General features: G+C 43.5%; 12 protein-coding genes. All 12 read left to right on the plus strand.

Annotated elements, in window-relative coordinates; all coding sequences use genetic code 11:
- Window positions 1-3: 3 nt before the first annotated feature.
- The 12 genes from BLQ79_RS03755 (at window position 4) to secA (ending at window position 13058) form a co-directional block, all read left to right on the plus strand.
- Entirely contained in the window at window positions 4-210 is a 207-nt protein-coding gene (locus tag BLQ79_RS03755; RefSeq protein ID WP_200779820.1) for a DUF2905 domain-containing protein, read from the plus strand.
- Window positions 211-225: 15 nt separating this feature from the next.
- Complete coding sequence (locus BLQ79_RS03760; RefSeq protein WP_091364009.1) at window positions 226-1623, plus strand: SpoIID/LytB domain-containing protein; 1398 nt, start codon at window positions 226-228, stop codon at window positions 1621-1623.
- 14 nt (window positions 1624-1637) lie between these two features.
- A complete protein-coding gene (queA, locus tag BLQ79_RS03765) occupies window positions 1638-2657 on the plus strand; it encodes a tRNA preQ1(34) S-adenosylmethionine ribosyltransferase-isomerase QueA (RefSeq protein ID WP_091364011.1) in 1020 nt (339 codons plus the stop codon).
- A 241-nt stretch (window positions 2658-2898) separates the two neighbouring features.
- Window positions 2899-4017 carry a tRNA guanosine(34) transglycosylase Tgt gene (gene tgt / locus BLQ79_RS03775; RefSeq protein WP_091364015.1) on the plus strand — a complete coding sequence of 373 codons (1119 nt, stop codon included), beginning with the start codon at window positions 2899-2901 and terminating at the stop codon, window positions 4015-4017.
- A 122-nt stretch (window positions 4018-4139) separates the two neighbouring features.
- On the plus strand, window positions 4140-4502 hold the full coding sequence (yajC, locus tag BLQ79_RS03780; RefSeq protein ID WP_091364016.1) for a preprotein translocase subunit YajC: 363 nt from the start codon (window positions 4140-4142) through the stop codon (window positions 4500-4502).
- A gap of 7 nt (window positions 4503-4509) precedes the next feature.
- Complete coding sequence (locus BLQ79_RS03785) at window positions 4510-5100, plus strand: 5-formyltetrahydrofolate cyclo-ligase (protein ID WP_234944914.1); 591 nt, start codon at window positions 4510-4512, stop codon at window positions 5098-5100.
- Window positions 5097-6347 carry a protein translocase subunit SecD gene (secD, locus tag BLQ79_RS03790; RefSeq protein WP_091364019.1) on the plus strand — a complete coding sequence of 417 codons (1251 nt, stop codon included), beginning with the start codon at window positions 5097-5099 and terminating at the stop codon, window positions 6345-6347. Before BLQ79_RS03785 ends, secD begins: the two co-directional genes overlap by 4 nt.
- Window positions 6344-7249, plus strand: coding sequence for a protein translocase subunit SecF (gene secF / locus BLQ79_RS03795; RefSeq protein WP_091364020.1), 906 nt, complete (start codon window positions 6344-6346; stop codon window positions 7247-7249). The genes secD and secF overlap by 4 nt, the downstream gene beginning before the upstream one ends.
- A gap of 208 nt (window positions 7250-7457) precedes the next feature.
- Entirely contained in the window at window positions 7458-8522 is a 1065-nt protein-coding gene (locus tag BLQ79_RS03800) for a DUF188 domain-containing protein (protein WP_091364021.1), read from the plus strand.
- A gap of 457 nt (window positions 8523-8979) precedes the next feature.
- Window positions 8980-9180, plus strand: coding sequence for a cold shock domain-containing protein (locus BLQ79_RS03805; protein WP_091364022.1), 201 nt, complete (start codon window positions 8980-8982; stop codon window positions 9178-9180).
- Between the two features lie 609 nt (window positions 9181-9789).
- Window positions 9790-10326 (plus strand): ribosome hibernation-promoting factor, HPF/YfiA family, encoded by a 537-nt coding sequence (gene hpf, locus BLQ79_RS03810; protein ID WP_091364023.1) that lies wholly within the window; start codon window positions 9790-9792, stop codon window positions 10324-10326.
- 269 nt (window positions 10327-10595) lie between these two features.
- Complete coding sequence (gene secA / locus BLQ79_RS03815; RefSeq protein WP_091364025.1) at window positions 10596-13058, plus strand: preprotein translocase subunit SecA; 2463 nt, start codon at window positions 10596-10598, stop codon at window positions 13056-13058.

Here is a 13058-nt window from a genome sequence, read left to right on the forward strand (position 1 = left end):
TTTATGGGGAAAAGTCTGATTTTTCTTGGGGTTATTCTCATTGCTGCAGGAATTCTTATTTCTATTGGTGGTAAAATACCATTTATGGGGAATCTGCCAGGGGATATCCATTTTAAGTCAGGTAATACAGAAATATATTTTCCCTGGGTAACATGTCTTCTGATTTCCTTTCTGGGGACAATTATCCTCAATATATTTTTCAGACATTAATAAAGAGGCAAACATATGATGAAAAAGACCGCCTTAGTTATGGCAGTGTGTCTGGGACTGACAATCAGCTTTCCAGGGGCTGTCCGGGCTGCAAATGGGTCAACAATTAAAGTAGTAAGTATGGATGAGCTGGAAAAGGATTATCCGGAACTGGGTAATTCCGGCAAGCCAGACCTTAATGGCAGCCAGACCGTCGATTCGGGAAAAGTTAAGAAGGCAGACAAAAGTGCAGAAAAGAATAATAAGAAGAAAAAGGAAATAAAAAATAGGAAGAAGAAAGATAACAGTCAGAAAATCCGGAATGTGGATAAGGTTAACAACTTAGGTCCGGATATTTCTGTTGGACTGATTAATGGTAAGGTACTCGTACCGATTACCGGGCTGGTTGATTTTAAGGCGGTGGACCTGTCAGGAAATGAACTGGAAACCTATGATGCGGGTACAATACTTACGGTGACCAGAGATGGAAGCAATATATATATAAATGAAAATGATTATTCCGGACCGATTATCCTTAAGGCACAGGATGATAAAGATTCCGGGGCTGCATTTATTGTAAAAGGCAATAAATACAGGGGCTCTATCAAACTGCTTCCATCGCCTCAGAATGCGGGGGTGACCGTTGTCAATGTACTGCCAATGGAAGAATATCTGTATGGGGTAGTTCCTTCCGAATCTGTCCCAACATGGAAACCAAATGCACTGAGAGCGCAGGCGGTTGCGGCCAGAACCTATGCACTGAAACATAAGAATGGCTTTAAATCCAGAGGATATGATGTAACCGATACGACTGAATCGCAGGTTTATAATGGATATTCTGCAGAAACAAAAGCTACTAATGATGCGGTAGACAGTACGGCCGGTGAAATCATCACCTATAATGGGCAGCCTATTGATGCAGTTTTTTCTGCCAGTGCCGGGGGATACACTGAAAACAGTGAAAATGTATGGGGACAGGTAATTCCTTATCTGCGGGGCGTGAAGGAAGAAGATACTCCGGAAGTAAAGCAGGCGTGGACATCGAAAGTGTCGCTGGATACACTTCAGAAAAACCTGGGCATTGGAAACCTTCAGGAAATCCGTTTGTCCCGGTTGACAAGCGGCCCTATGTTTACTGGAGACCGCGGGGTATCTGGCCGTGTTAAGAGAATAATCTTTGTTGGATCCAATGGACAGAAGACCATAACCGGAGATAATTTCCGACGTCTGTTTGGGTTAAAGAGTACTATGTTTGACTTTGACCTTGAAGGAAATACACTCATGATTTATGGGTATGGCTGGGGCCATGGACTGGGAATGTCCCAGTGGGGGGCCGAAGCTATGGCTGAAAAGCATGATAAGGATGACGATGATTATTATAAGGATATACTGAGCCACTATTATACAGACACAGAAATTACTAAAATATATTAACGGGAGCAGGAAGAATGAAACTAGAAGAATTCAATTATGATTTACCTAAAGAACTGATTGCACAGGAACCGGCAGAACCAAGAGATTCTTGCCGGCTGATGATGCTGGACAGGAAAACAGGAGAATATACCCATCATACATTCCGGGATATACTGGATGAAATACGTCCGGGGGATGTATTTGTATTCAATAACACCAAAGTTATTCCTGCCCGCCTGTATGGGCACAGAAAAGAAACGGGCGGCAAAGTGGAAATCCTGCTGCTTACACCGAAGGGAAATGACAACTGGGAAATTCTGGTTAATCCGGGGAAAAAGGCACTCCCAGGACAGGTTATAGAATTTAATGAACATCTGTCCTGTGAAATTCTGGATAAAACTGATTTCGGAGGCCGGGTGGCACATTTTACCTATGATCAGGACTTTGACAGCATTCTTGAGGAAATTGGTGAAATGCCGATACCACCTTATATTCATAAGAAACTGGAAGATAATGATGAATATCAGACTGTGTATGCTAAGTATAAAGGATCGGCAGCAGCTCCTACCGCGGGCCTTCATTTTACAAAAGAACTGATGGAGGAAATGAAGAACAGAGGTGCGGAAATCCGTTATGTTACTCTGCACGTAGGGCTTGGCACATTCCGTCCGGTATCGGAAGAGAATATTGAAGAACACGAAATGCACAAGGAATTCTATTCCGTTACGGAAGAAACTGCTGAAGCTGTAAACCGGGCAAAAGCTGAAGGCCGTCGGATTATTGCGGTAGGGACTACTTCTGTACGCACGCTGGAATCAGCAGGTCAGAGTGGGAAACTTCAGGCAGGCTCAGGATGGACACAGCTCTATATTTATCCAGGATATACCTGGCATATTGTTGATGCCATCTGCACTAATTTCCATCTCCCGGAATCAACGCTTATCATGATGATGTGTTCTTTCGCAGGGAAAGAACATGTACTCAATGCGTATAAAGAGGCAGTAAGACAGAAGTACAGATTCTTCTCCTTTGGTGATGCCATGTTTATCCGCTGAAAAACAGAACGGTAATGGAGACAGAATAAAGACTGATGGGAGGATGTGTAAGGCCTGAGGACTCATCACATCCTCTTTTATAATGGAGCATCTGGTATTCTGCGCAGGAAAGGCAGATATATCTGTTACACATGCGGCAGAATGATGATATGGTGATATGGCTGGTCATCGGGCACATATCCTGTTATGATTAGCGGAGAGGGTCTTTTGACCAATATTACTAAAGGATAAGGATATAAAAATGGTTATTAATTACGAACTGATTGCACAGGACCCGGCGACCGGAGCAAGAGCCGGCCTGCTGCATACACCACATGGAACATTTAAAACACCGATGTTTATGCCTGTAGGCACACAGGCCACGGTAAAGACTGTGACTCCGGATGAGTTGGAAGAGATGGGGGCCCAGATTATTCTTGGCAACACCTATCATCTGTTTTTGCGTCCGGGAACGGAGCTGATTGCAGAGGCAGGCGGCCTTCATGATTTTATGAACTGGCATAAAGGAATCCTTACAGACAGCGGCGGATTCCAGGTATTCAGCCTTGGAGATACACGTAAGATTAAGGAGGAAGGGGTATATTTCCGCTCGATTCTTGATGGGTCAAAACAATTTCTGTCACCGGAAGTAGCTACCAGAGCGCAGGAAGAGCTTGGGAGTGATATTGCGATGGCATTTGATGAATGCATTCCTTATCCGGCTGAATACGATTATGCTAAAAAGTCCACGGAAAGAACCACCCGCTGGGCAGAAAGATGTCTGAAAGCCCATACACGCAAGGACAGAGGTATGTTTGGCATTATTCAGGGCGGGATGTATAAGGATCTGCGCAAGCAGAGCGCGGCGGAAATCACATCCCTTCCTTTCGATGGGTTCGCTATTGGCGGCCTGTCGGTGGGGGAACCGCATGATCTCATGTATGAGATTCTTGAACATACCACACAGTATATGCCTGTAAATAAGGCCAGATATCTTATGGGAGTAGGCACTCCTGACTGTCTGGTGGAAGGCGTTGCCCGCGGGGTGGATATGTTTGACTGCGTATTCCCTACCCGTGTAGCTCGAAATGGAATGGCGATGGTACATTCTGGAAGAATGAATATGAAGAATAAGCAGTATGAACGTGATTTTACACCGATTGAGGAAGGCTGTCAGTGCTATACTTGCCGTCATTTTACCCGTGCATACATTCGCCATCTGTATAAAGCAGAAGAGTTACTGGCCTTTCGTCTTATTACCATTCATAATCTTTTCTTCCTCCTGCAGTTTATGAGGGATATGAGACAGGCCATTATTGATGGAAATTTTGGGGATTTCAGGGAAAGTTTTATGGCAGGCTATAGTGCCAGGGCAAAATAAATGGAATTTCCATACACAGAAGCTGTAAGAATCAATTTATGATTATATGCTAAATCTCTGAGGATAAATTAAAAAGCATGTGATATAATGGATGGTATGAATTTTCAGGAGGTGAATAATCCATGGGTGAAATTATGACAGCTATTAAGGGCTTCTGGCCTTTGCTTCTGCTGCTTGCTTTTTTCTACTTTGCTTTAGTAAGACCGCAGAAAAAACAGCAGAATAAGAGAAATGCATTCCTTAATGCTCTTCAGAAGGGAGACTATGTCATCACGGCAGGTGGTGTATATGGTCTGGTAAAGAAGATTACAGGCAATGTCGTTTCTGTACAGATAGCTCCAGGGACAATTATCCAGGTTGATAAGCGTGCACTTCAGGCACCGCCGGAAGATGAAGGAGACAAGAAGTCTTCGGAAAAGTCCCAGCCAGCTCACAAAGAAGAGAATAGTGCCAAAGAGGATACAGAAGAAGATGCAAAGGACTGATTCGGCAATGTCCGATATAAAGCAATGTCTTCGAAAGAAAGTGCTCGCCGAAAGGCGGGCTCTTTCTTTTGACAGGATTTCATCCATGAGTCTCACACTGACAGAGAATCTTCTGGCACTGCCTGAGGTTAACGATGCCAGTTGCATTATGGCTTTCCTGGCTATGCCTGGAGAGTCCAATCTGGACGAATTTATCCGGATAATGCTGAAAAAGGGGACAAGAATCTGTATTCCTGTGTGTCTTCCGAAGAGACAGATGGAGGCAGGGCGTATCATGGATATGGAACATTTTGAGAAAGGACCGTTAGGTTTGCGCAACATTCCGTCTGGATATGATGTGATTGAACCGGAACAGATTGATCTTGTACTTGTTCCAGCGGTAGCCTGTGACAGGCAGGGGCGTCGCCTGGGAATGGGAGCCGGCTACTATGACCGGTATCTGGTTCATGTGCCTTATGAAAAACGGATTGCGGCACTCTGGGATTTCCAGGTGCTGGATGAAGATATTCCCGGAGAACCCTTTGATCAGAATGTATCTGCCATTGTAACAGATAAAAGAATTATTAGAATCCGGAAACCAAATGGGGTGAAATTTTGAATAACAAACGACCAAATACGCTGAGACCGGCAAAACTTTTCCGATTCTGGGCAGTTATTGCTGTGATTTTCGGTGTGTTTATTTTTACATTAGTGCCATTGGCCAAAAGCATCCGGCAGGGGCTTGACCTTCAGGGCGGGACCCACATTGTGATGCAGGCAGAAGATACACCTGAAAACAAAGTTACTCCTGAAGCAGTAACTCAGGTTATTGCCATCATGCAGAAGCGTATCAATGAAATGGGACTTACTGAACCTATTATTCAGCGCGAAGGTGCTAATCGGATCATCATCGAATTGCCTGGGGAAAAAGACCCGAAGAAGGCTATTGAAACCATTGGCAAGACGGCGGTACTGCAGTTTAAGGATGAAGACGGTAATGTGGCACTTACCGGAGAAGATCTGAAGACGGCGCAGGAACAGATGGACAGTAACTCGCGGAACCCGGTAGTTGCCCTGCAGTTTACTGATGAAGGGGGTAAGAAGTTCGCAAAACTTACCGCCGACAACATTGGACGCAAGATTGGCATCTACCTGGATGGCAAGCTGCTTACTGATCCTGTGGTTAATGAAGAAATTGATGGGGGAAGTGCGGTTATTACCGGACAGAGATCACTGGAAGAAGCAAAGAATCTGGCTATTCTGCTTCGCAGTGGTGCTCTCCCTGTCAAAGTATCCGTTATGGAAGTCCGTACCGTAGGTCCGTCTCTTGGCCAGGATTCCAAAGATAAGTCCGTTATGGCATTTACCATTGGGCTCTCTCTTACCGTGCTCTTCATGCTGGCTATGTACCGCATGGCAGGTTTTGTAGCAGATACCGCTCTTCTGGTATACGTGCTTATCCTGCTGGGGATACTGAGCGCATTGAAGGCAACTCTCACCTTACCAAGTATTGCGGGGGTCATACTATCCATAGGTATGGCCGTAGATGCCAATATTCTTATATTTGAACGATTTAAAGAAGAAATTGCAGCCGGTAAGGTACTGCGCCTGGCGGTGCAGGCCGGATTTAAGCGCGCTTTTACAACTATTTTTGATGCGAATATGACAGTTATCATTACCTCAGCTATTCTGTTCTTCCTCGGAAGTGGTACGGTCAAGGGCTTTGCTTTTACCCTGGGTCTGGGGGTTGCTGTAAGTATGTTTACTGCCATCACGGTAAGCCGCACATTGCTTATGCTCCTGATTGACGCATCCTGGATTCATAATCCATGGTGGTTCGGTGGAAAGAGGGGGTATGACCGTTGAAAAACTTTGATATTGTAGGACATCGTAAATGGTGGTTCTGTCTGTCCGGACTCCTCGTGCTGATTGCCCTCATCTGTATTATTGTGAAGGGATTCAATTTCGGAATTGATTTCACCGGTGGTACCATTCTGGATTTAAAATTTGCGCAGCCAGTAACCGTGGCTCAGGTCAGAACCGGTCTTGAACAGGACGGCCTGCAGAGCAGCGTCATTCAGCTCAGCGGGGATACTCATGAAGAATCGGGCAAGGAAGTTATTATCCGTACCCGCAGCCTGTCCTCTGAAGAAGCACAGACCATTACCAGCCATATCAGCGCTAAAGTCGGGAAGGCGGAAATCAACCGTGTAGAAACCGTTGGTGCGGTCATTGGGTCAGAAGTAACAAAGAATACCATCCTGAACGTAGGACTTTCCTTTACCATTCTGATTATCTATATGTCCATCCGTTTTGAACATCGCATTGCCTTTTCTGCGATTGCGGCCATTGTACATGATATTATCGTGGTACTTGGGGTATTTGCCCTTTTCCATCTGGAAATTGACGCTTCATTCCTTGCCGCCATTCTGACGGTACTTGGTTACTCCATGAATGAATCTGTCGTAATCTTTGACCGTATTCGTGAAAATATTCATACGCACAGACGTACAGACAGCTTCAAGGTTCTGGCCAACGATTCTATCCGCCAGACTTTCCGCAGAAGCTGCTATACACTGACTACGGTTCTTTTCTGCGTAGCCTCTCTGTACTTCTTTGGCGGGGAAACCACAAAGAACTTTGCTCTGGTTATGCTGGTAGGATTTATCAGTGGCGCATACTCTTCTATATGCGTAGCTACTTCTCTGTGGGTTACCTGGCATGAACATTCCAGAAGCCGCAGAAATGAGACTCCTGATAAGGAATAACCGTTTCGGCCTGTGAATTTGTGAGGATCAGGCGAATTTTTTGCAGAAACAGATTAAAAGGTGTCAGCTATAATCGGCTGACATCTTTTTGATTGGATAAAAGGAATAGATTCTCCATCTCCTTTATGTCAGGTAAAACAGGAAATGTTTCATCATGATATACTGAAGGGCAAATAGTTATTTAGTTTGTCCGGAAGGAGGCAGAGTTATGAAATGTTACGCTGTTATTGCTGCAGGGGAGACGGCTTTTTTTCGGGCCCGGGCCGATGCGCTGCTTTTTATCAGAGCGCGCAATGATAGTAACAGCCGTCTGGAAGTGCAGGAAACGACAGAACAGCAGCTGTCCGCTTTTGCTCTTTATGATTGTACGGAATGTATAAATCTTCCTGTGGCATGGCTGCCTTCCCGGGACATACAGGATTTCTGCCGGAATTTACTGTACCTGTGTACACACCGGGAATATTCCTGCACCGGGCTCAGAGATGTGGATATATTTAAAATAAGCACTGTGGATTTTCTTGATTATATGAAAATGGGAAAGTCAGGTATTTCGCCCCTGGATATAGTTAAATCCTGGATACGACAGCAGGATGAAGTCGATTTAGAACAGGATATGGAGTCCGGATTTGAAAGATTTCTGGCCGAGACGCCGGTTCGTGTTTATTCCAAGGATGAAAGTGCATGGAAAGATATATTCTGTGGGATATGGAAACGGGAGATGGCGGCACGCCGGTATCCTGATAAAAAGGAACCTGTGTTTTCGGATGCGGAATGGCAGATGATTATCCGGCAGTGCAAAATCCCGGACCAGAGAACGACAGGTAAAAACATTCATGCCAGGATACGTAACCGGAGAATTATTATTGATGCCGACGGTTGTCCTGTCATAGGGCTTACAGAGAAGAATGCGAGGAAATATGGATTTGCATGCTATATTTTCTGTGATGATACCCGGGTTATTCATTCCCGGTACAGCCGGGTGATACAGGTTCCGGAAGGAAGGAATGCCGCCGATGAGGCTATTATCTCTTTCTGCCATAATGGAGATCTGGTCATTACTCAGGATTTCGAACTGGCTGAAAAAGTGATGCGTAAAGGTGCGGCGGCAGTTCATCAGAATGGATGGATATATAATAAAGGTTTTTTTAATAAATCTGGTAAGACGGAAAGAAAATCATATATGATCCATTCGTTTCATAGACGTTGTGCAGAAGATGATATGAATTATGAAGAAATACTTACTGAACAGCTGGAAAGAGAAGCAGGGAAATAAAGCACTGATGGGTAATCAGACAGGAATATTGGACTGACAAGTATGGAATGTTGTGTTTATTCAGACTGGAAATGATGGTATAAAACGCAGATAAGGAAATACCTGAATTTTACATTAATCACGTATTGTAAATTCAGAAGGTAAATCCTGATTACATCAGCTGAAATCCCGATAAAAAAGCAGAACTGGGATTGCTCTGTTTCATGGAAAGGGAATAAACCTGTAAAGTATAAATCCATGGGATAGTATATTGATGCATTTAGAGTGAACTATTATACATAGAAGGTATTAATAATGAGACGTGAAAATAAAGAAAAACAGGCAAAACTCTGTTGCGTTTCATGGTGATAAATATTGTAATTTTTTTACTATTCTTGTTGATAATGCGGGACTGATATGTTAAACTTAACCTAAGTCCTAAAAAGGACGAAGTAGTTTTTTATCAGGAGGAAATACCATGAAGGGTACAGTTAAGTGGTTTAGCGCAGAAAAGGGTTATGGATTCATTGAAAAGGAAGATGGCGGCGACGTTTTCGTTCATTTCTCTGCAATCCAGGCTGACGGCTTCAAGACACTGAATGAAGGCCAGCAGGTTGAATTCGATGTTGTCTCCGGCGCTAGAGGAGATCAGGCTGCTAACGTTAGAGTCATTGCGTAATCACTTAAAGACTATAGATATATAGTTTCAAAAAGAATTAATCAATGAAAGTTTAGCCGTAAAAGGACTGTATCAGAAAATTTTGATGCAGTCCTTTTTCAGTTACTAAGGCATGGGGTACGTCGGAGATAAAGATTCGACAGGGGAGGGATAATTTAGGGTTATAGGACATTTTGTGTGTTTTTTAATGCCAATGGAGCTAGTGTTTATCGAGCTTCATTGGCATTTATTTTTTCTGAGATGATTTTTGAGGGTGGATAAAAAGTGATTCGTAAACGGGGAGCGAATTATCTCTGCCTTTGGCGAATCACCTGTATATAGTGGCCAGTCTTTCTTGTTACGTTTCTGATACATATTCCAACTTAACTATTTTCATGGTTTTAAATAACTTCCATTTTAGCTAAATGAGTAATCAACATTGATTTGTTAACTATACGACATTTTGCAAACACTCAGAGAATATCCTTTACATTAGAAAGATTTGTTTTATAATGTAATTAAATAGTAAGATTTTTATAAAATATTAGAAATTTGTATTTGAAATATTAATAGAATTAATTATAATTATAGTAGAGGATGTAAGATACATCTTCGAAAGGAGGATTCATTATGGAAGTTACAGTTAGAGGCAAAAATCTCGAAGTTACCCCGGCTTTGCGCAGCTATGTAGAAAAACACACGGATAAAGTACAGAGATATTTTGATAAACCAGTAAGAATTAATGCTTTACTCCGTATTTCTAATAAGACTGAAACATGCGAAGTGACTGTTTTTGTTGATGGTGTAATTCTTCGTGGGGTTGAAAAATCCGACGATATGTACAAGTCTATTGATTTGGTATTCGACAAGATTGAACGCCAGATTCATAAATATAAGACACGTCTGGCTAAGAGATTTAAAGCAAAGAACGTGCTGAGTGAACAGTTCATCGCAGCTGAACCCAGCAAAGATGAAGCAGCAGGCGAATTTGATATTGTAAGAACAAAGCATTTTACATTATCTCCAATGTCCGCTGAAGAAGCTATTCTGCAGATGAATCTGCTTGGACACAGTTTCTTTATGTTCATCAATGCTGATACCGATGAACCGGCTCTGGTATATCGCAGAAATGATGGCAGATATGGCCTGATCGAAGCCGATAATTAATGAGCTGACTTAGTATCACATTAAACAGGTAAAAAAGATTAACCCTGAGGAATATGATGATTCCTCAGGGTTTTCTGCTGTTTCCGTTACAGAAATAAGTAAATCCGGAATGTAAATCTATATATCAGAATTAATGCACGGAAAGTGGGGTTGCGGACAGATATCTGCTTTTTTGACTATAGCACCTCATTTTGATAAAATATACAAGATATAATTTCGGTTACTGTACCCTTTTGAAATCGAATCTTTGCTAATAAGGAGCTGGGTTAATGTTTAAATTTATCGAAAGACTGTTCAATGGTTCCAATGAACGTGAAATTAAAAAGATGAGGCGGGTAGTTGAGGAACAGATTAATCCGCTGGAAGCCTCCCTGAAAAATCTGAGTGATGCTTCATTGGCACATAAGACGGTAGAATTTAAAAACCGTCTGGCTAATGGAGAAACACTGGATGATATCCTGCCGGAGGCTTTTGCTGTTGTAAGGGAAGCTTCCCGCCGTGTTCTCGGTATGCGTCAGTATGATGTACAGCTTATCGGGGGTATGGTTCTTCACAGTGGCAACATTGCCGAAATGTGTACTGGTGAAGGTAAGACGCTGGTCGCTGTAGCACCTGTTTATCTGAATGCGCTGGAAGGCAAGGGTGCTCATGTCATTACGGTCAATGATTACCTGGCAAAACGAGACAGCGAGTGGATGGGACAGGTTTATAAGTTCCTTGGACTCTCTGTAGGTCTGATTGTTCATGATCTGGATTTTAATCAGAGAAAGATTGCCTATAATTCTGATGTTACCTATGGTACCAATAACGAATTTGGTTTTGACTATCTCCGTGATAACATGGTTACCCGTCTGGATCAGATGGTACAGCGCCCGCTTCATTATTGCTTAATCGATGAAGTGGACAGCATTCTTATTGATGAAGCTCGTACACCATTGATTATTTCCGGTCCGGGGCAGAAGTCCACTGATATGTACTATACAGTGGCTAAACTGGTTCCAAAGCTTGAAAAAGACGTGGACTATACCATTGATGAGAAACAGAAGACTGTGGCTCCGACAGAGGCTGGTGTTGCCAAGATGGAAAAACTGCTTCATGTGGACAATCTATATGACACCAAAAATCTGGAACTGAACCACATTTTCAACCAGGCACTTCGCGCAGAAACGATGATGAAGAGAGACCGTGACTATGTGGTCAAGGATGGCGAAGTCATCATTGTTGATGAATTTACCGGCCGTATGATGTATGGCCGCCGCTACTCCGATGGGCTTCATCAGGCGATTGAAGCTAAGGAAGGATGCAAGGTGGAAAGAGAAAGCCAGACGCTGGCAACCATTACTTTCCAGAATTATTTCCGTATGTATGACAAGCTGGCTGGTATGACAGGTACGGCTAAGACGGAAGAGCAGGAATTCATTAAGATTTATGGGCTTGAAGTTTTCCAGATTCCAACCAACAAACCGATTCGCCGCGTAGATTTGCCAGATGCAATTTATAAGACAAAACGTGGCAAGATCAGAGCCGTTGTACGTGAAGTAAAGAGACGTCATGCCACAGGACAGCCGATTCTTATTGGTACTACATCCATTGAACAGTCAGAAGAATTGAGCCATTACCTTAAGAAGGAAGGCATCGTTCATAATGTGCTCAATGCCAAGTATCATGAAAAGGAAGCTATGATTGTCGCACAGGCAGGTCAGAAGGGGCAGGTTACCATTGCTACCAACATGGCTGGCCGAGGAACCGATATTGTCCTTGGCGATGGTGTGGCAGAACTTGGCGGTCTGGCCATCATCGGTACAGAACGTCATGAAAGCCGCCGTATCGACAATCAGCTGAGAGGCCGTGCCGGCCGTCAGGGCGACCCGGGCAGCAGCCAGTTCTTCCTGTCTCTTGATGATGACCTGCTTCGCATTTTCGGCGGGGACAACATCAAGAAGTTCATGGAAAAGATGGGTCTTGACGAAGATGAGGAAATCAAGAGCAAGATGGTATCCAATGCCATTCGCAAGGCACAGCAGCGTGTAGAAAACCGTAACTTTGAAACCCGTAAGTACGTTCTGGAATACGATGATGTCATGAACCAGCAGCGTCAGGTTCTGTATGAACAGCGCCGCCGTATCCTGGAAGGGGAAGACATGAAGGATCAGATTATTCGTATGGTAGATGAACTGATTAATCATGCCATGAATACCTACGCGGACGAAAAGTTGTATCCGGAAGAATGGGATCTGGCAGGACTTATCAAATACTGTGAAAAGTATTTCCTGGTTCCAGGTGAGATCACGGTGGAACAGATTGAGGATATGAGCCGCGAAGAAATACAGAAGCTTCTCGTTAAGACAGCTCATGACACCTATGAATCCAGAGAAAAGTCCATTGGCTCGGAACTGATGAGAGAGCTGGAAAAGGCGGTTATGCTTAAGGTTGTTGACGCTAAGTGGATGGAACATCTGGACAATATGGATATGCTTAAGGAAGGAATCAATCTCCGCTCCTATGGTCAGCGTAATCCGATTGTTGAATACAAGGTGGAAGCCTTTGATATGTTTGAAGAAATGGAACATATCATTATGGAAACCATTATTCTCTATATGTACCATATTCAGATCCGCGTAACAGAACCAGTACAGGCACCGGCTACAGAAGACCACCTGAAGGGTTCTACGGCTCATTATGTGGATGACAACACCAATGAATCCGTAGCGGAAAACAATATTGATCATTAA

Source organism: Dialister histaminiformans, from assembly GCF_900103425.1.
In the GTDB taxonomy this organism is placed as follows: Bacteria; Bacillota; Negativicutes; order Veillonellales; family Dialisteraceae; genus Allisonella; species Allisonella histaminiformans.